Below are 19,040 nucleotides of genomic sequence, written 5' to 3' on the forward strand. Positions count from 1 at the left end.
TTCATCTCAGGCCTCGCCATCCGGCTCGTCAGTGATAGGCGGCAAAGGCTGCCACGACATGTCGTGAAAGCACCTCTACCGGCTCGCTGCGCTCCGCGGCGCATAGCAGCTTGATCTGATACTCGCCGAGTGATGGCAGGCTGGCGCCTTCCTCCAGCCGCTTCAGCGGAGGCCTGACCAGGCTCAGCGGATACGGCGCAACTGCAAGATCGGCGATCATCGCCGCTTCCTGACCGGCACACTGCTCGCTGGAGTAGGCGATGCGATACGAGCGATCAGCTCGGTCGAGCGCGTCCAGCGCCTGGCGCCGCCAAGCGCAATCAGCACTGGCCAGAGCCAGCGGCAATGGGTTGCGCTCCACCGCGACACCGCCCGTCCTACCGGCCCAGACCAGCGGCTCGCTGTGAATGACCTCACCGCGTGAATCGTCCTGGCCGAGATTGCCGACGCTCACCAGAGCCACGTCCAGCTCGCCAGTGTCGATGCGCTGGATCATATCGATGCTACGTCCCACCGATACATTCACTTCGACTCCCGGATGAGTCCGTGCGAATAGTGATAGCAGGCCAGGCAGGATGTGCGTGCCGATGTCTGCCGGCGTGCCAAAGCGAACCCGCCCATTCAGTCGCGGCGCGATGAATGCGCTGACCGTTTCCTCATTAAGTTTGAGCAGCCTGCGCGCATAGCCCAGCAATCGTTCGCCTTCTGCAGTAAGGGCGATGCGTCGGGCCTCCCTGATGAACAGCATGCAGCCGAGCATGGTTTCCAGGCGTTTGATTTGCATGCTGACGGCTGAGGTAGTGCGAAATATCTGCCCGGCCGCGCGCGTGAAGCTGCCGCTTTCGGCGATGGAAACGAATGTTCGCAGTACGTCGATTTCCAGCAAAGGCATGGCGGACTGAGGAAATTCTTCGGGCATACCGGGCATGGGTTCGCCTTCAATTTTTCTGAATCGAGAGTTCTATTGTAGTCGTTTGTCTGAATCGTCAAGGGCGCTCAACCTGATGCTGTCGACACGCGAGTTGCAGTCGACAGGCATCGGGTGCGCCTGTGCACCCTCTGAATAGTAGGAGGTTGCGATGCGAAATTCCGAACGGCGGCAGCAATGCCGCGTGGCTGCGGATCGGCGCGCGCCGGCCATGCCGGACGTGTATCTACCAGCGATGTGGCCGGTAGGGCTCCAGCAGATCATCGCCGACTGGTACAAGGCGTGGCGCAAGCGATGCTTGTATCGGCAACTGCTGGCCCTGAGTGATCGTCAGCTTCGCAGTCGCGATCTGAGCAGGCCGAGGCTTCGCGAAAGGGCTGCGCTGCCGTTGCGGCAGATTGTCGCTGAGCAGCGCAGGCGGCGCTGTCATGAACGGGCAGTTAGGGCTTACGAGCGATCAGCACGGCGCGCATCGGTGCTGGCAAACCTTCGACGGTTTTGCTGTGGTTCTGCGGATCGAGGAAGTCAGGTAGCGACTGATAACGCATCCAATCAGTGCTGCGCTGCTCTTCGATGCTGGTAACGCTGACGTCGGCGCAGCGCACATCGACGAAGCCCGCGCGGCGCAGCCAGCACTCTAAGGCGGCGACCGAGGGCAGGAACCAGACGTTGCGCATCTGCGCGTAGCGGTCTTCCGGGACCAGCGCGGTGTGCTCGTTGCCTTCGACCACCAGGGTTTCCAGCACCAGCTCGCCGCCCTTGATCAGGCAGTCCTTCAGATCTAGCAGATGGTCGATGGGCGAGCGCCGGTGGTAGAGCACACCCATGGAAAACACCGTGTCGAAGCCTTCAAGTTTCGCCGGCAGCTCCTCCAACGCCATCGGCAGGTGCCAGACCGGCAGTTCTTCGAGGTAGCGCTTCATCGCATGGAACTGGCAGAAAAACAGCCAGTTCGGATCGACGCCCACCACCGAGTCAGCGCCAGCGCCGAACATGCGCCACATGTAGTAGCCGTTGCCACAGCCGACATCGAGGATGCGCTTGCCGGCAAGATCAAGATGCGGCGCGACGCGATCCCACTTCCAGTCCGAACGCCACTCGGTATCCACGTGAACACCGAACACGTCGAATGGCCCCTTGCGCCAGGGCGACAGGCCAAACAGCGCGTCATGGGTAACGGCACGCGTGGCCTCATCGCAATTCGCCTCAAGACGGAAGGCATCGCGCAGCTCGACGACACTGGGCTGGATATTCGGCAGCGCATCGACCGCACGACGCCAGCGCGGCAAATCCCCGTGACCGATGGCGAGCTTGGCGTCGAGTTGCTGTTGCAGGCCATTGGCCCAAGCGGCCAGCGGGGTGCCGGCCAGACGCCAGGCGAGAGAAGTCAGATCAAGGTTCATGGCAGGGCGATCAAGGAGGCGAAATTCAGGCATTGGAACCAGGGCACAACCTTGGAAAAACCGGCGCCCAGTAGGCGCTGGCGGTGGGTTTCGAGGCTGTCGGGCTTCATCACGTTTTCGATGGCGCTGCGTTTCTGGGCGATTTCTAGTTCGCTGTAGCCATTGGCGCGCTTGAAGGCGATGTGCAGGTCAGTGAGCAATTCCTGCTCCTGCTCGTCCTCGAAGCGCAGTTTCTCCGACAGGATCAACGCGCCTCCCGGCACCAGCGCCTGGCGGATCTTGCCGAGCAGGACTGGCCGCTGTTCGCGCGGAATGAACTGCAAGGTGAAGTTAAGCGCAACCAGCGAGGACGGCTGGAAGTCGAGCGCGAGGACATCCGCCTCGATCACCTCGACCGGCAACAACTCCTGAAACATCGAGTCCTGCGCATGTAGATATTCGCGACAACGCTCGACCATCGCGGCGGAATTATCTACGGCGATCACCTGGCAGTTATCGGTTTTAACGTGCCGACGCAGCGCCTGGGTCACTGCACCCAGCGAGCAGCCCAGATCATAGAGGCGAGTATTCGACTGAGCGAATTGCGCAGCCAACACGCCGATGTTCTCAACGATGGTCGGGTAGCCCGGTACCGAGCGCTTGATCATGTCGGGAAACACCCGCACCACGTCTTCGTTGAAGGCGAAATCCTGGGGCTGTGCGAGGGGCTTGGCGAACAGGCGGTCTGGGTCGTGGATCACGGCGGCGTCTGGGCAGGCTGAAAAATAAGGGCGGCATTGTAGCGGAAAGCCGCTCGGATCGCCGTTCGCCAGCGGACGGCCGGCGCAGGCGCTTTGTATTCGCGATTACTGGACTTCGATACGGCAGTCGAACAGACCGGTCGGCTCCGCGTCGGCTTCCCACGGGCGCTGATAGGTGAGAAACAGACGGCCACTACCGGTATCGGCTGCCTCGAATCGCCATGTCGAGACGCCGTCGCCGCCGATCATGCCGTTCTCCGGCGAAGTGAACACTTCCGGGCCGAGGCTCTTTAGTTGCTCGGCTGAGGCGTCGCGAAGATTCCAGCGATAACCGGTGGCCGGGTTACTGGGCAGGCTAAGGATCAACGTCTGGCCTGGCTGCAATGACAGCGGGCAGGCAGCATCGTCGTTCAGCGCGACGCTACTGGGCGGGGTGTTGGCGCAGCCGGCAACCAGGAGCAGGGAAGCGAACGGCAGCAGGCGGGGCAGAACAGAGTGCATGGGGCGACCGGCTCAAGAAGGAAAAGGAAGGCTCGGGTGTTGGGGTAAAACCTTAAAACCCTGGCAGCTGATCGTAAAGGCGTCAGTATGATTGTCAGGGTTGTTCGTGCTGCTATCGGGTTCTGCACGTAAACGAGCGGGCCGCGCTACGCAAGTCGCGGCCCGTTGAGTTCACCGGATCAGAACAGCACCTTGACCACATCACTGAAGCGCTTGGCGAAATGCATCGTCAGGCCTTCTTTCAAGTAGTCCGGCAGCTCCTCGAAGTCACCCCGGTTCAGCTCGGGGATGATCAGTTCGTAGAGCTTCAGGCGCCGGGCCGCGATCACCTTTTCACGCAGGCCGCCGATGGGCAGGACCAGGCCGGTCAGGGTCAGCTCGCCGGTCATGGCTACGCCTTTCTTCGGTGCCTGGTTGCGTGCCAGCGATAGCAGCGCGCTGGCCATGCTGATGCCAGCGCTGGGACCATCTTTCGGCGTCGCGCCTTCCGGCACATGCATATGCACGAAGGCCTGATCGAAGAATTTCGGGTCGCCTTTGAATTCTTTCAAATGCGCGTTCACGTAGCTGAAGGCGATTTCGGCCGACTCCTTCATCACCTCGCCCAGCTTGCCGGTGAGTTTGAAGCCGCGGTTGAGCGTATGGATGCGCGTCGCCTCGATCGGCAGGGTGGCGCCGCCCATGCTGTTCCACGCGAGCCCGGTAACCACGCCGACGCCGTTGAGCAATTGCTCCGGGTGCCAGAACGCCATGCCCAGGTAGCTCTCGATGTCCTTCGGGCCGATCTTGATCTTGCTATCGGGTTCGTCCAGCAACTTGACCACTGCCTTGCGTACCAGCTTGCCGAGCTGCTTATCCAGCTGTCGCACCCCGGCTTCCCGTGCATAACCCTCGATCAAGCCGCGCAACGCGCTGTCGCTGATCGATAGGCGATTCTTCGGTACACCGGCCCGCTCCAGCTGCCGCGGCCATAGGTGGCGCTTGGCGATGGCGAGCTTCTCTTCGGTGATGTAACCGGATAGGCGAATGATCTCCATGCGATCGAGCAGCGGCCCGGGGATCGAATAAAGGCTGTTAGCCGTGCAGACGAACAGCACTTTTGAAAGGTCGAGGCGCAAATCAAGGTAGTGATCCAGGAAGCCGACGTTCTGCTCCGGGTCGAGGGTCTCCAGTAGCGCCGAGGCCGGATCGCCCTGATGGCTGTTGCCCAGTTTGTCGACCTCGTCGAGCATGATCACCGGGTTCATCACCTCCACTTCCTTCAATGCTTGCACCACTTTGCCGGGCAACGCGCCGATGTAGGTGCGGCGATGGCCCTTGATCTCCGCCTCGTCACGCATGCCGCCGACGCTGAATCGGTAGAACGGACGTCCCAGGGATTCCGCGATGGATTTGCCGATACTGGTTTTGCCCACGCCTGGCGGGCCGACCAGCAGCACGATGGAACCGGCGATCTCGCCGCGAAACGCGCCTACCGCGAGAAACTCGATGATGCGGCTTTTGATGTCGTCGAGCCCGGCGTGGTGCTCGTTGAGTATCTTTCGCGCCCGTGCGAGGTCCAGCTTGTCCTCGCTGTACAGGCCCCAGGGCATCGAAGTGGCCCAATCCAGATAGTTGCGGGTCACCGCGTATTCCGGCGAGCCGGTTTCCAGCACCGAGATCTTCTGCAGTTCGTCGTCGATACGTTTTTGTGCCGCGGGCGGTACCACCTTGCCCTCCAGGCGCGAGCGGAACTCATCGGCGTCGGCGCTGCGGTCGTCCTTGGTGATGCCCAGCTCCTGTTGGATGATCTTCAATTGTTCCTTTAGGAAGAACTCGCGCTGGCGTTCGCCAATCTTGCGATTAACCTCGCCGGTGAGCTCCTTTTGCAGCTTCGCTACTTCGACTTCCTTGCGCAGCAGCGGCAGCACTTTCTCCATACGCTTGAGCACCGGAACCGTGTCCAGCACTTCCTGCAATTCCAAGCCCGGAGCAGTAGTCAGCGCAGCGGCGAAGTCGGTCAGCGGCGACGGTGCGTTCGGGCTGAAGCGATTGAGGTAGTTCTTCAACTCTTCGCTGTATAGCGGATTGAGCGGCAGCAGCTCCTTGATCGCATTGATCAGCGCCATGCCGTAGGCCTTCACCTCGTCGCGCGGATCTTCGTCGCTCTGCGGATAATCCACCTCCACCAGATACGGCGGCTTACGCCGTAGCCAGCCACGGATCCTCACGCGCGCCATGCCTTGTGCGACGAACTGCAGCTTGCCGCCCTCTTTGGATGCGTGATGCACGCGAACCATGGTGCCGTGTTCGGGCAGGCTGTCGGGATCGAAACTGGCTGCATCCTGTACCGGCGTGTCCATATAGAACAGCGCAAGGCGCTGGTGCGGTGTCTTCGATACCCGCTCCAGGGTTTCGGCCCAAGGCTCCTCGTTGACGATGACCGGCAGCACCTGAGCGGGAAAGAAAGGCCGGTTGTGCACCGGGATGACGTAAAGCTTGTCCGGCAGTTCCTGATCCGGCAGCACCAGGCCGGTGGAAGAAATGTCCTGCTCGAATTCCTGATTACTGTCGTCGTTCATGCGGCACCTGCTTCGATTACATGTTTCTTAGATGGGTCTCGGGCAAATGATTTCAATCGGATTGTCATGGGCTCCTGCCTTGGCTGGGAAAACCTGTTCCGCTCCGGTAAAGTGCCGCGACGAAACGGGAACAGACCCTAGGTACCCCGCCATGCTCAACGCCCGTCTCCTTCGCCTCGATGATCAGGCCCACGAACACGCCCACGACTACCATCAATTGGTACTGTCGCTGGCCGGCAGTGCGGAATTCGAAGTGGACGGCTCGGGTGGCGAGGTCTGTCGCATGCGTGCTTGTCTGGTGCCGGGCCATGCCGAGCATGAGTTTGCTGGCAAGGGCGACAACCGCATGCTGATCATCGATCTCGACGAGCAAGACGTGAGTAATGATGATCCGCGCTTATTGGCCCAGTTGTTCGAGACGCCACGCTATCCCGCACTGGATGCCGATTTTCATAATCTGCTCAATTACGCTGGCGCCGAGCTTGCGCGCTACGGTAGTGATCCGCTGCTAGCGCGCGCATTGGGCGGCGTGCTGCTGCGGGCGCTGCATTTGCGTGTATTCGGAGAGTCGACGCGCCGGCCGACCGGTGCGCTGGATATCGCCCGTCTCGATGCACACATCGAAAGCAATCTGGCGCGACGGATCACCGTTGCCGAGCTGGCACAGGTGGTCTGTCTGAGCCCCAGCCACTTCCACGCGCAGTTCAAGGACAGCGTCGGCCTCACGCCCCATCAATACTTGCTTAAAAGCCGCCTTGATCGAGCCAGCCGTTTATTACGGGAAAGTCCGTTGCCGCTGGTAAGAATTGCCGAAGAGTGTGGCTTTTCCAGCCAGAGTGCATTGACCACCGCCACACGACGTTATCTCGGACTGACGCCCAAAAGATTGCGCAGCAGCGACGAAACGCCTGAATCAAAAATGCACCGATAAGGTGCGTTATTCGTTGTCTGGTCATTATTTCGCATCGTCCTAGCGAACTTTCATGACGGCGTTCTGACAGTCCGAAAACCCCGTAGCTTTCTGCAAAACTTCCATAGTTTTGCGCAACAACGCAAAACCCTCCCGCCGTAGATTCGCCTACCGCGTTCGGCGAGCCGCTGCGCAAATTCGCGCGCGAGCCATCCGCCAAACCAGATCCAGACACAACAACACTCCACGAGAGGAGCGGCGCGATGTTCAAAGCCGGTCAAGTCTTGCAGGGCGATTTTGCCAATCTGAAAGCCGCCGAATTCTTTCCCGCTATTAGCGCCAATTACAGCGTTGACGAGGCGGCCTACCTTACCCAACTTTTGCAACTGGCCGATCCCGGCGAAGCGGGCATCGACGCCATTCGCTGTGAAGCCCGCAGCCTGATCGAAGCCGTGCGCGGTCGTGATAACGCCGTCGATACGCTCGATGCGCTGCTGCGTCAGTACAGCCTGGATACCCACGAAGGGCTGATGCTGATGTGCCTGGCCGAAGCGCTGTTGCGCGTGCCGGATTCGGCCACTGCCGACGCCCTGATACGTGACAAGCTCAACGCCGCCGAGTGGGAACGCCACCTTGGCCAGAGCGACAACGTGCTGGTCAATTTCGCCGCCTGGGGCTTGGTGATGACCGGCAAGGTGGTCGACCCGGAAAACGCCGATGGCCGCCCAAAGAATGTCATCGGTCGACTGGTCAAACGCTCCGGTGAGCCGGTGATCCGCGCCGCGATGAACCAGGCGATGAAGCTGATGGGCAAGCAGTTCGTGCTGGGTCGCACCATTTCCGAAGCGTTGAAAAACGGCCGTCCGGAACGCGAGAAGGGCTACACCTATTCCTTCGACATGCTCGGCGAAGCGGCACTGACCGTCGAGGATGCGCGCAAATACATGGCTGACTATCGTCAGGCCGTGGAAACCGTCGGTGCCGAGCCGCAGGTTGGTAAAGGCCCGCGGCCGTCGGTGTCGATCAAGCTGTCCGCACTGCACCCGCGCTATGAGGTCGCCCAGCGTGAGCGCGTGCTTACCGAGCTGTTCGAGAGCGTGCGCGAGCTGGCGATCCTGGCGCGCAAACTCGATGTCGGCATCACTATCGACGCCGAAGAAGCCGATCGCCTCGAACTGTCGTTGGAGCTTTACGAAAAGCTCATGCGCGATCCGGCCATCGTCGGCTGGGGCGAGTTCGGTCTGGTGATCCAGGCCTACTCCAAGCGTTGCCTGCCGGTGCTGGTCTGGCTGACGCTGCTCGGCAAGGAACTGGGCGCACGGATTCCGCTGCGTCTGGTCAAGGGCGCCTACTGGGACAGCGAGATCAAGCAGTGCCAGGTTCAGGGGCTGGACGGCTATCCGGTATACACCCGCAAGGAAGGCACGGACACTTCCTACCTGGCTTGCGCCCGCTATCTGCTGTCCGAGCACACGCGCGGCGTGATCTACCCGCAGTTCGCCAGCCACAACGCGCATACCGTCAGCTGCATCCTAGCGATGGTCGGCGAGCTGAAGACGCCTCGCGAGTTCGAATTCCAGCGCCTGCACGGCATGGGCGATGCGCTGTACGACACGGTGATCGAAAAGTACCGCAAGAACGTGCGTATCTACGCCCCCGTCGGTGCCCACAAGGACCTGCTGCCGTATCTGGTGCGGCGTCTGCTGGAAAACGGCGCCAACTCATCGTTCGTCCACCAACTGGTCGACCCGCGTGTGCCGGTCGAGACGCTGATCGACCACCCGGTGACCCAGCTGCGTCAGTTCAAGACCCTCGGCAACCATCGCATCCCGCTTCCGCCGGCGCTGTACGGCAACCGGACCAACTCGCAAGGCATCAACATGAACATCCAGACTCAGTGGAACGAACTGTCCAGCGCCTACCAGACCTTCCTCGACTGCCAGTGGCAGGCTGCGCCCGTCATCGCTGGCCATAAGCTGACCGGCGCGCCGCACAAGGTGCATTGCCCGTACGAACTCAGCCAGGAAGTGGGCACCGCCCAGTTCGCCACCGCCGACCAGGCCAAGCAGGCCATCGATGGGCTGGCCGCTTTCTGGCCGCGCTGGAACGCTACGCCGATCGAGCAGCGCGCACAGATTCTTGAACGCCTGGGCGACCTGCTTGAAGCCAACCGCGCCGAACTGATGGCCATGTGCACGCTGGAAGCCGGCAAGACCCTGCAGGACGGCATCGACGAAGTCCGCGAAGCCGTCGACTTCTGCCGTTACTACGCGCTGCAGGCTCGCCTGAAGCTTGGCCGCGAAGAGCTCAAGGGCCCGACCGGCGAGCGCAACGAGCTGTTCCACGAAGGCCGTGGTGTGTTCGTCTGCATCAGCCCCTGGAACTTCCCGTTGGCGATCTACCTCGGGCAGATCACTGCCGCTCTGGTCGCCGGCAACACCGTACTGGCCAAACCGGCCGAGCAGACCAGCCTGATTGCCGCCCGTGCACTGGAACTGATGTTCGAAGCCGGCCTGCCGAAGGAGGCCATCGCCTTCCTGCCAGGCGACGGAGCCACGTTGGGCGGCGTGTTCTGTCGTGATCCGCGTGTGGTGGGCGTGTGCTTCACCGGTTCCACCGACACGGCGCGCATCATCAACCGTCAGCTGGCCGAGAAGGAGGGCGCCATCGCCACCCTGATCGCCGAAACCGGTGGCCAGAACGCGATGATCGTCGATTCCACCGCGCTGCCCGAGCAGGTGGTCAAGGATGCCGTCGGTTCGGCCTTCACCAGTGCCGGCCAGCGTTGCTCGGCCCTGCGCGTGCTCTACGTGCAGCGCGACATCGCCGACCGCGTGATCGAGCTGATCAAAGGCGCCATGGCCGAGCTGAAAGTAGGCCCGACCTACTTGCGCGAGAACGATCTGGGTCCAGTGATCGATGCCGAAGCCCGTGACGGTCTGCTGGCCCACATTCAGCAGCTCAAGGCGGAGGGCAAGTTGATTGCCGAAGCCAAACTGCCCGGCAGTCTCAATGGCCACTTCGTCGCGCCGGTCGCGTTCGAGATCGGTGGGATCCACGAGCTGAAGAAGGAGCAGTTCGGTCCCGTGCTGCACGTGGTCCGTTTCGATGCGGCGGATCTGGAAAAGGTCGTCGCCGACATCAATGCCACCGGCTACGGCCTGACACTTGGCGTGCACAGCCGTAACGAGGAGACCGCGGCGCGCATCGAAGCGCTGGCGCGGGTCGGCAACCTCTATGTCAACCGCAACCAGGTTGGCGCCGTGGTCGGCGTGCAGCCGTTCGGTGGATGTGGGCTGTCCGGTACTGGCCCGAAAGCGGGCGGCCCGAGCTACCTGCTGCGCTTCGTCAACGAACGCACCACGTCCACCAACACCACCGCTGTGGGCGGTAACGCGTCCCTGCTGTCGCTGGTCGACGACTGATTATTAGCTTGGCAACAACAGCCGGCGGCTCGGCTCAGAGACCGTCGGCGAAGTAGAACAACCAGAACAGTTGGCGGATCGCTCTTCCGCCACTGACGGGCCCGATTGGGTCCGTCGCCGGTGATGGCACGAACCGCCATCGCCCTCTGCCAGGTGGGATCGGGAATACCCTCGCGCCCATCAACAACAACTAACGAGGGAACAAGATGAGCATCAGTACACCCACTCTGATCACGTTCGTGATCTATATCGGCGCCATGCTGTTGATTGGCTTCGCCGCCTATCGCGCCACCAAGAATTTCGACGACTACATCCTCGGCGGACGCAGCCTGGGCAGTTTCGTCACGGCACTGTCAGCCGGCGCTTCGGACATGAGCGGCTGGCTGCTGATGGGTTTGCCGGGCGCGATCTTTGTTGCGGGGCTGTCCGAAAGCTGGATCGCCATCGGCCTTATCGCTGGTGCCTGGCTGAACTGGCTGATCGTGGCCGGCCGCCTTCGTGTACACACCGAGCGCAACCAGAATGCACTCACGCTGCCCGACTACTTCTCGCACCGTTTCGAAGACGACAGCCGTCTGCTGCGCATCTTCTCGGCGCTGGTTGTCCTGGTGTTCTTCACTATCTACTGCGCCTCCGGTGTGGTCGCTGGCGCGCGCCTGTTCGAGAGCAGCTTCGGCGTGCCGTACGATCTGGCGCTGTGGATCGGCGCTGCAGCAACCATCCTCTACGTGTTCATTGGTGGTTTCCTGGCGGTCAGCTGGACTGACACCGTGCAGGCTACGCTGATGATCTTCGCACTGCTGATCACGCCGGTGTTCGTCATCCTCGCGTTAGGCGACATGGGTGCGGCGATGGACACCATCGCCACCCAGAACCCAGCCGCCTTCGACATGTTCAGCGGGCTGTCCTTCGTCGCCATCATTTCGTTGCTGGCGTGGGGCCTAGGCTACTTCGGCCAGCCGCACATTCTGGTGCGCTTCATGGCCGCCGATTCGGTGAAGACCATCCCCAACGCCCGCCGCATCGGCATGGCCTGGATGATTCTGACCCTTGCGGGTGCTGTGGCGGTGGGCTTCTTCGGTATCGCCTATTTCGCCGGGCATCCGGAACTGGCCGGCCCGGTCAGCGAGAACGGCGAGCGTGTGTTCATGGAGCTGGTGATGATTCTGTTCAACCCCTGGGTTGCCGGCGTCATCCTCTCCGGCGTACTGGCCGCAGTGATGAGTACCCTCAGCGCGCAGCTACTTGTCAGCTCCAGCGCCCTGACGCAGGACTTCTACAAGGCCATGCTGCGCAAGAACGCTTCGCAGACCGAGCTGGTCTGGATCGGCCGCGCGATGGTGCTGCTGATCGCCTTCATCGCCCTGGGCATCGCCTCCAACCCGGACAGCAAGGTGCTGGGCCTGGTGTCCTACGCATGGGCCGGCTTCGGTGCTGCTTTCGGTCCGGTGGTGTTGATCTCGCTGCTGTGGAAGCACATGACCCGCAACGGCGCGCTGGCCGGCATGGTCGTGGGCGCCGTCACCGTAGTGGTGTGGAAGGAGTTCATCGGCATGGGGTTGTACGAGATCATCCCGGGCTTCATCCTCGCCAGCATCGCTATCGTGGTCTTCAGCAAGATCGGCCAAGGCGCCTCGCCCAGCATGATCAAGCGTTTTGAAGACGCAGAAAACGAATACCACGGCCGCTGATCAACCGGCTGCCGTAACAAAGGAACCCCGCTGTCGATTACTCCGGCAGCGGGGTTTCTTTTTTCTATGAACTGCCGAGCGTCGGTCGGCTTCGGTTCATGCAGTTCGTTCAGTCGTCGGCAATTAGATTCTCGCGATCATCCTTGGCACCTGCGGCAATCAGGTGTTCGGCCTGGTCTTCGGGAACGTGCACGCTGGCGCTATCAATATGTGCAACCGACATGCGCGCCGCCGGATCGGTGCTGACGCGAACATCCATGACCGCGCTGCGGTAGGTAGTGCCCTGGACGGTGGTGGAGCAGGTGCCGGTAGCGGTATCGATGCTGACGGTCATGGCAGACCTCCTGGTTTCGCTGTCAATGGAGCCCGTGCTGCGGATGCGGGCGGCTGTTACTTGTCAGACCGCCGCTGGAGCGATCGGTTTGCGCGGAGGTAGCGCAATGGTCGGTTTGAGAAGTAAAAAATCGCTGATCAGGCAGTGGCAATAGGCTGGCCTGATCCTTCAACGCGCTGGTTGAGAATCTGCAGGATGCGATGGTCGCCGAGGCTGTGCCGATCGCCTGCTGGCGCGCCTTGCGCCCATGCGCGGGCAGGTGATCGATCGCTAGCGATTGCTCGCTGTGCCATCGGTCCTTAGGGCTGATCACCCAGCGAGTTGTACTTCTTCTGATGAGAACTGTCTGGTCACGAGCGAAGAGGACGTCGAGACGCTATGCTTTCCTACCGACTCGACCATCCATTGCCAGCGCTGCGCCACAAGCGTTCGCGTTTCGCCAGTGGCGGCGGAGCAATGCCTGTGCAGCACAAGGAAAAATTCAAATGAATGTGAGCACCCCGACTCTGATCACTTTCGTGATCTACATCGCGGCCATGATTCTCATCGGCTTCACCGCTTACCGCGCCACCAAGAATTTCGACGACTATATCCTCGGCGGGCGCAGCCTCGGCAGCTTCGTCACGGCGTTGTCGGCGGGCGCTTCGGACATGAGTGGCTGGCTGCTGATGGGCTTGCCGGGCGCGATCTTTGTAGCAGGCTTGTCGGAGAGCTGGATCGCTATCGGACTGATTGCCGGCGCCTGGCTCAACTGGATCTTCGTTGCTGGCCGTCTGCGTGTGCACACCGAGCACAACCACAACGCGCTGACACTGCCGGACTACTTCTCGCATCGCTTCGAGGATACCAGCCGGCTGCTTCGGATCTTCTCGGCGCTGGTGATTCTGGTGTTCTTCACCATCTATTGCGCCTCCGGCGTGGTGGCTGGGGCCCGCTTGTTCGAATCGACCTTCGGCATGGAGTACAGCACCGCGCTTTGGGTTGGCGCAGCGGCGACCATCCTTTATGTCTTCATCGGCGGCTTCCTGGCGGTGAGCTGGACTGACACCGTACAGGCCACGCTGATGATCTTCGCGCTGCTAATCACGCCGCTATTCGTCATTCTGTCCCTCGGTGACATGGGCGCGGCGATGGACACCATCGCCGCGCAAGATCCTTCGAATTTCGACATGTTCAAGGGCCTGTCCTTCATCGCGATCATTTCACTGCTCGGCTGGGGCCTGGGCTACTTCGGCCAACCGCACATCTTGGTGCGCTTCATGGCCGCCGATTCGGTGAAGACCATCCCAAATGCGCGCCGCATCGGCATGGCCTGGATGATTCTGACGCTGGCCGGCGCAGTGGCGGTGGGTTTTCTCGGCATAGCCTACTTTGCGAATAACCCCGGCCAAGCCGGCCCCGTAACCGAGAACGGTGAGCGGGTGTTCATGGAGCTGGTTAAGATCCTGTTCAATCCCTGGGTGGCTGGGATCATCCTTTCCGGCGTCTTGGCGGCGGTGATGAGCACTCTCAGCGCACAGCTGCTGGTCAGCTCCAGTGCCTTGACGCAGGATTTCTACAAGGCGTTCTTGCGCAAAGGCGCCTCGCAGACCGAACTGGTCTGGGTCGGCCGCGGCATGGTTCTGCTGATCGCCCTGATCGCCATCGGCATCGCATCCAACCCGGACAGCAAGGTACTTGGATTGGTGTCCTACGCCTGGGCCGGCTTCGGTGCCGCCTTTGGCCCGGTGGTACTGATTTCGCTGATATGGAAGCGCATGACCCGCAACGGCGCGCTGGTGGGCATGCTGGTCGGTGCGATTACCGTGGTGGTATGGAAAGAGTTCATCGGCCTCGGGCTGTACGAAATCATTCCAGGCTTCATCCTTGCGAGCCTCGCCATCTATATCGTGAGCCTAATGGGCAAGGAGCCGGCACCGTCCATTCAGCAACGTTTCGAGATTGCCGATGCGGAGTATCGCGCGGGTTAGGTGATACGTGTCACGGCGTCACTGTGCTATGCGACCGATAGCACTTGCGAGCAGGGCGGGCGCGATGGTGGCAAGCGGCCCGTGCCAGGCGATCCTCTCTGACAATCTGCCGCGGAGTCCCAACCAGTGCCGTTTCGTCGATAAATATCCCGTCAGGCGAAGCGGGCACGGTTGACAAACATGTGCATCGAAACGGTTTTTCTTGGCGATAAAAAACGCCCGACTGACGCATCGCTCAGGTCAGGTAGAACGCGTGCAAGGTTGTTTTACTCGCAATCGCTCTTCCCTTATGCTCCGTTGCGCTAACGGGACCGCACAGTCGGGCCCGAATGTGATTCATTCTTGTCGGCCCGCTTAGTTTCTCACGTTCGCCACGTCGCCCTGGAGGGTGCCGCGATCGTTTTGTCGGGTGCCCGTATTGCCTTGGACGTATGCTGGCTGATGCCCCCTCAAAGTCCCGAAATTGCGGAGTAATGGAATGCCGGATCCGTTGCAGGTTCTCATTCTCGAGGATAGCCCGATCGATGCGGAGCTGGAACTTCATGAGCTTCGCCGCGCGGGCTTCGAGCCTACCTGGACGCGGGTGCAGACAGAGGCTGAATTCATCGCACAGCTCAGGCCCAATCTGGATCTGATCATTGCCGATTATCAGCTGCCTCAATTTACTGGCGTTCGAGCGCTGGCCTGCTTGCGCAAGGCGCAACTCAGCGTGCCGTTCATCATCGTATCGGGCGCGATCGGCGAAGAGCTGGCGGTTGAACTGATGCGCGAGGGCGCCACCGATTATCTGCTCAAGGATCGCCTCGCTCGTCTTGGCGCCGCCGTGCGGCGGGCGCTTGATCAACGTCGCGATCGGCAGATCCGGGCCGAGGCTGAACGCGAGCGGGAGCGCTTGGCCGAAAAAGTTATCTATCAGGCTCGGACCTTCGATACGCTCCTTTCCGCCGTCCCCGATCTGCTCATTCTGATCAATGCGGATCGCCGTCTGAGCTACGCCAATCGGGCCGCGCTGGATGCCTGGGGCGTGACTTTAGAAGGCATCGTCGGTAAGCGCATCGAAGAGCTGGAATTATGCGCCGACGCCACTGCGCGGCTGAGTGCCGCATTGGATGAAGCGTTGCTCGGCAGGACAGTGCGTAATGAAGGCGCTTTTTTGCCGCCTAGCGAAGCCGCCTTGCTCTACGAATACATCGTCAGCCCCGTGACCGACGGCGAGGGCATCGTGATCGCGGTTGCCTGCGCCGGGCGCGACATGACCGAGCGCGCTGCGGCTGAAGCGCGGATTCGCGGCGAACGTGAAATGCGCGAGCTGTTCATCTCAACGCTTTCGCACGACATGCGCACGCCCATGACGGCGGTGAAACTGAGCGCCGAACTGCTGATGCGCAAGAACCAAGGCGATGAAGCCAGCGCAAAGTTGCACAGCCGCATCATCGAGAATACTGATCGAGTCGATGACATGATCCAGACCCTGCTTGATGCCGATCTGGTGCGAGCGGGTGGGCGCCTGTCGTTGAACATGCAGACATGCGGTTTGCGTCGCACTGCGCAAATAGTGATCGAGGAGCTGTCCGCCCTGTATGGCGATCGCTACCGGCTGTTCGCTCCGGCCGAGGTGGAGGGCCTTTGGGATTGCCGCCTGGTTCGCCGCATCCTGGAGAACTTGCTCAGCAATGCCGTGAAGCACGGCGACCCAGCCGCGCCCGTCTCGCTCAATATCCAGACCGAAGGCTGCGACGCGATTCTCAGTGTGCACAATCAAGGTGCGCCGATTCCATCGGAAGATCATGCCATTCTCTTCGAACCGTTCCGCCGGGCCTCGTCCGAGCGCAACAGCAACCTCGCCGGCTGGGGACTAGGGCTGTCCATGGTGAGAGCAGGTGCCGAGGCGCATGGCGGCAGCGTGAGCGTTTCGAGCAGCCGCGCGGAAGGCACCACTTTCTCGGTCCGCCTGCCAATGTCCGTCTGATGCGCTGGCGATCGTCATTCAATCAACGGGCAGCCCTGCTCGTATTCGTCCAAAGGAAGGCCCCCGTTGCGTAGTTCAGGCAAGCCAGCATTATTGATCGTGACCATGATCGCACCGTTCGCGCTTTGGGCAGCGCATGCTGACGCTGCCCAAAGCGCGCGCCTGCCAGATCTTTCCATCGAGGCTTTGGCGGAGATGGACGTGACCTCGGCCTCGAGACGACCGGAGCCGCTATCCGGTACCGCCGCCGCGATCTTCGTAATCACCGTCGAGGACATCCGGCGTTCCGGCGCCACCAGCATCCCTGAAGCCTTGCGGCTGGTTCCAGGGTTGCACGTAGCGCGCATCGACAGTCGTCGCTGGGCCATTAGCAGTCGCGGCTTCAATGGCGAGTTTGCCAACAAGCTGTTGGTCATGATTGATGGCCGTAGCGTCTACACACCGGTGCATGCAGGGGTTAACTGGGATTCACAGGATGTGCTCCTGGCCGATATCGAGCGTATCGAAGTGATCCGCGGGCCTGGCGCTGCCCAGTGGGGTGCCAATGCCGTTAACGGCGTTATCAATATCATCACCAAGTCCTCTCACGATACTCATGGCGGTATTGCGTCGCTGACAATGGGCAACGAGTTACAAACCAGCGCCGTGCGCTGGGGCGATGCGTTGGGCGAGACCGGCAGTTACCGCGCCTATGCCAAACAGCTCCGCCGCGATGATTCGCCACGGGCCACTGGCGATGCGGGCGATGAGTGGAGCCAGGAACGAGTGGGCTTCAGAAGTGACTGGGCACCACAGGCCAACGCGTTCACGCTGCAAGGCGACCTCTATCAGGGTGAAGTGGGGCGGCTGTTTCCGGTGGTGTCGTCGCCGACTCCGCCTTATAACCAGCCTAAGCTCATTGAGAGCGACACCCGGGGTGGCAACGTGCTGGGGCGCTGGACGAATACACAATCGGCTGACAGTGAAACCTCGCTGCAAACCTATTTTGACTGGTACCAGGCGCGGCCATTGCAGATCGAGGAGGAGGTGTACACCTTCGATCTGGATTTTCAGCATCACCTGCGCCTGAACGATACGCACCAGCTCGTGTGGGGCGGAGGCTACCGGCACATTCGCGATTCATTCGCGCAGAGCTACACCATCTCGTTCGATCCGGACAGGCAGACCAGTGACATTTTCAGCGCCTTCGCGCAGGACACCATGGCGCTGACCGATACGCTGGCGTTTACGCTCGGGGCGAAGGTCGAGCACAACGATTACACGGGCTTCGAGTTTCAACCCTCGGCTCAGCTGAGCTGGACGCCGAACGAGCAGAACACCCTGTGGGGCTCGGTGTCCCGGGCGGTTCACACCCCCAGCCGGGCGGACAACGATGTCCGTGTGCAGGTCATTAGCCCGACCGCTCCGATTCGGGTGGTGATCTCTGGTAGCGACTCGGTCGACGCGGAGGAGGTGACAGCCTACGAGCTCGGCTACCGCGTATCGCCGACGGCCGGTTTGTTTTTCGATCTCACGCTGTTCGTCAACGATTACCGAGAGTTGCTGGGTACCCGCACTGGCATGCCCTATGTGGGAGATGATGGCCGTCTAGTGGTTCCGGCGATCTTCGCCAATGGCGTGGATGGCCGGGCCTGGGGGACGGAGCTGGCGGCGCGTTGGCAAGTGTTGCCGGCCTGGCGCCTCGACCTTGCCTACAGCTCGCTGAAGATCGATCTCGACGCTGCGCCCGAAGTAGCGGGCTCGGATGCATCGGAGAATGCTGCACCGCAGCAGCAGTTCAGCCTTTTTTCCCGCTACGACCTGGGCGAGCACTGGAACCTGGACGCTGTCGTTAGGCATGTCGACCGGCTTGAGGCGTCAGGCCTCTCGGCTTATACCGAGCTCGACGCCCATGTCGCTTGGTCACCCGTGCCGGAATGGAGCCTCAGCCTGGTCGGACAGAACCTGCTGGACGCGCAGCACCCAGAGTTTGTCGACATTGGCGCCGAAGTGGAGCGCGCCCTGTACGTGCGCGCGACGCACAGGTTCTAGTCGCATGCCTTGTTCATTCTTTCAGCGTGATCGTAATCCATCGCTACGGGCTCGCCCGTTCGCGCTGGGTGCCCTGGCTGTGTTGATGTGGGCGTCGCTCAATGGCTTGGCGTTTGCGGCTGCAGACGAGTACGACATCAAGGCCGCGTTTCTGCTGAATTTTGCCGACTACGTCGAATGGCCGGCTGGTTCAGGCCCCAGGCCCGACGCGCCGGTACGCATTTGCCTGGTGGGTGTCGATCCCTTTGGCGCTCGGATCGATCGATTGCTGGCGGCGCGCTCTACGGCCAAGCGGGCGCTGATCCTGCACCGCATCGATCTGCCTACAGCGGCACAGGGCTGTCATATCGCTTTCGTCAATCCGCCCCAACCGAGCATGGCCAAGGGCTACCTGCAAAGGCTTCCCGCTGGGGCAATACTGACGGTCGGCGAGGGTGCGGCGTTTGCCGATGACGGCATGATTGCGCTTCACATGGTGCAGGGGCGGGTCCGGCTGATCATCAATCTTGCCCAGGCGCGGCGCGAGCAGATTCAGCTTAGTTCACGCTTGCTTTCTCTCGCTCAGGTGAGGGAATGA

General features: G+C 61.3%; 13 protein-coding genes. 7 read left to right on the forward strand and 6 right to left on the reverse strand.

What is annotated here, in order from left to right:
- Positions 1-28: 28 nt before the first annotated feature.
- From NAV33_RS15130 to lon, 5 genes are all read right to left on the reverse strand, one after another.
- Positions 29-919, reverse strand: a complete 891-nt coding sequence (locus NAV33_RS15130) for a LysR family transcriptional regulator (RefSeq protein WP_255981648.1) — start codon at positions 917-919, stop codon at positions 29-31.
- Between the two features lie 449 nt (positions 920-1,368).
- Positions 1,369-2,331 (reverse strand): tRNA 5-methoxyuridine(34)/uridine 5-oxyacetic acid(34) synthase CmoB, encoded by a 963-nt coding sequence (cmoB, locus tag NAV33_RS15135; RefSeq protein WP_255981465.1) that lies wholly within the window; start codon positions 2,329-2,331, stop codon positions 1,369-1,371.
- Positions 2,328-3,071 (reverse strand): carboxy-S-adenosyl-L-methionine synthase CmoA, encoded by a 744-nt coding sequence (gene cmoA / locus NAV33_RS15140; protein WP_336605399.1) that lies wholly within the window; start codon positions 3,069-3,071, stop codon positions 2,328-2,330. The genes cmoB and cmoA overlap by 4 nt, the downstream gene beginning before the upstream one ends.
- A gap of 105 nt (positions 3,072-3,176) precedes the next feature.
- Entirely contained in the window at positions 3,177-3,572 is a 396-nt protein-coding gene (locus NAV33_RS15145; RefSeq protein WP_255981467.1) for a protease inhibitor I42 family protein, read from the reverse strand.
- A gap of 179 nt (positions 3,573-3,751) precedes the next feature.
- Positions 3,752-6,133 (reverse strand): endopeptidase La, encoded by a 2,382-nt coding sequence (gene lon, locus NAV33_RS15150; RefSeq protein WP_255981469.1) that lies wholly within the window; start codon positions 6,131-6,133, stop codon positions 3,752-3,754.
- Between the two features lie 151 nt (positions 6,134-6,284).
- Here lon and NAV33_RS15155 point away from each other — a divergent pair, with 151 nt between their 5' ends.
- From NAV33_RS15155 to putP (NAV33_RS15165), 3 genes are all read left to right on the forward strand, one after another.
- On the forward strand, positions 6,285-7,064 hold the full coding sequence (locus NAV33_RS15155) for an AraC family transcriptional regulator (protein ID WP_255981471.1): 780 nt from the start codon (positions 6,285-6,287) through the stop codon (positions 7,062-7,064).
- A 242-nt stretch (positions 7,065-7,306) separates the two neighbouring features.
- Positions 7,307-10,468, forward strand: a complete 3,162-nt coding sequence (putA, locus tag NAV33_RS15160) for a bifunctional proline dehydrogenase/L-glutamate gamma-semialdehyde dehydrogenase PutA (RefSeq protein WP_255981473.1) — start codon at positions 7,307-7,309, stop codon at positions 10,466-10,468.
- Positions 10,469-10,674: 206 nt separating this feature from the next.
- Positions 10,675-12,159 carry a sodium/proline symporter PutP gene (putP, locus tag NAV33_RS15165; protein WP_255981475.1) on the forward strand — a complete coding sequence of 495 codons (1,485 nt, stop codon included), beginning with the start codon at positions 10,675-10,677 and terminating at the stop codon, positions 12,157-12,159.
- Positions 12,160-12,268: 109 nt separating this feature from the next.
- On the opposite strand, the gene NAV33_RS15170 is transcribed toward putP (NAV33_RS15165), so the two are convergent.
- Positions 12,269-12,493: a DUF3203 family protein gene (locus NAV33_RS15170; RefSeq protein ID WP_255981477.1), complete on the reverse strand. Its 225-nt coding sequence runs from the start codon at positions 12,491-12,493 to the stop codon at positions 12,269-12,271.
- Between the two features lie 485 nt (positions 12,494-12,978).
- Between NAV33_RS15170 and putP (NAV33_RS15175) the strand changes: the two genes are divergently transcribed.
- The 4 genes from putP (NAV33_RS15175) (at position 12,979) to NAV33_RS15190 (ending at position 19,040) form a co-directional block, all read left to right on the forward strand.
- On the forward strand, positions 12,979-14,463 hold the full coding sequence (putP, locus tag NAV33_RS15175) for a sodium/proline symporter PutP (RefSeq protein WP_255981480.1): 1,485 nt from the start codon (positions 12,979-12,981) through the stop codon (positions 14,461-14,463).
- A gap of 478 nt (positions 14,464-14,941) precedes the next feature.
- Positions 14,942-16,432 (forward strand): sensor histidine kinase, encoded by a 1,491-nt coding sequence (locus tag NAV33_RS15180; protein WP_255981482.1) that lies wholly within the window; start codon positions 14,942-14,944, stop codon positions 16,430-16,432.
- Between the two features lie 105 nt (positions 16,433-16,537).
- Positions 16,538-18,463: a TonB-dependent receptor plug domain-containing protein gene (locus NAV33_RS15185; RefSeq protein WP_255981484.1), complete on the forward strand. Its 1,926-nt coding sequence runs from the start codon at positions 16,538-16,540 to the stop codon at positions 18,461-18,463.
- A 4-nt stretch (positions 18,464-18,467) separates the two neighbouring features.
- Positions 18,468-19,040: a YfiR family protein gene (locus NAV33_RS15190; protein ID WP_255981486.1), complete on the forward strand. Its 573-nt coding sequence runs from the start codon at positions 18,468-18,470 to the stop codon at positions 19,038-19,040.

It is taken from the genome of Stutzerimonas stutzeri (assembly GCF_024448715.1).
GTDB lineage: Bacteria > Pseudomonadota > Gammaproteobacteria > Pseudomonadales > Pseudomonadaceae > Stutzerimonas > Stutzerimonas stutzeri_AR.

What these genes read in the sequence shown, in the direction of transcription:
- NAV33_RS15130 (WP_255981648.1), bottom strand. Translation starts at nt 919, where the DNA reads ATGCCCGAAGAATTTCCTCAGTCCGCCATGCCTTTGCTGGAAATCGAC.
- cmoB (WP_255981465.1), bottom strand. Translation starts at nt 2,331, where the DNA reads ATGAACCTTGATCTGACTTCTCTCGCCTGGCGTCTGGCCGGCACCCCG.
- NAV33_RS15145 (WP_255981467.1), bottom strand. Translation starts at nt 3,572, where the DNA reads ATGCACTCTGTTCTGCCCCGCCTGCTGCCGTTCGCTTCCCTGCTCCTG.
- lon (WP_255981469.1), bottom strand. Translation starts at nt 6,133, where the DNA reads ATGAACGACGACAGTAATCAGGAATTCGAGCAGGACATTTCTTCCACC.
- NAV33_RS15155 (WP_255981471.1), top strand. Translation starts at nt 6,285, where the DNA reads ATGCTCAACGCCCGTCTCCTTCGCCTCGATGATCAGGCCCACGAACAC.
- putA (WP_255981473.1), top strand. Translation starts at nt 7,307, where the DNA reads ATGTTCAAAGCCGGTCAAGTCTTGCAGGGCGATTTTGCCAATCTGAAA.
- putP (WP_255981475.1), top strand. Translation starts at nt 10,675, where the DNA reads ATGAGCATCAGTACACCCACTCTGATCACGTTCGTGATCTATATCGGC.
- NAV33_RS15170 (WP_255981477.1), bottom strand. Translation starts at nt 12,493, where the DNA reads ATGACCGTCAGCATCGATACCGCTACCGGCACCTGCTCCACCACCGTC.
- putP (WP_255981480.1), top strand. Translation starts at nt 12,979, where the DNA reads ATGAATGTGAGCACCCCGACTCTGATCACTTTCGTGATCTACATCGCG.
- NAV33_RS15180 (WP_255981482.1), top strand. Translation starts at nt 14,942, where the DNA reads ATGCCGGATCCGTTGCAGGTTCTCATTCTCGAGGATAGCCCGATCGAT.
- NAV33_RS15185 (WP_255981484.1), top strand. Translation starts at nt 16,538, where the DNA reads ATGATCGCACCGTTCGCGCTTTGGGCAGCGCATGCTGACGCTGCCCAA.
- NAV33_RS15190 (WP_255981486.1), top strand. Translation starts at nt 18,468, where the DNA reads ATGCCTTGTTCATTCTTTCAGCGTGATCGTAATCCATCGCTACGGGCT.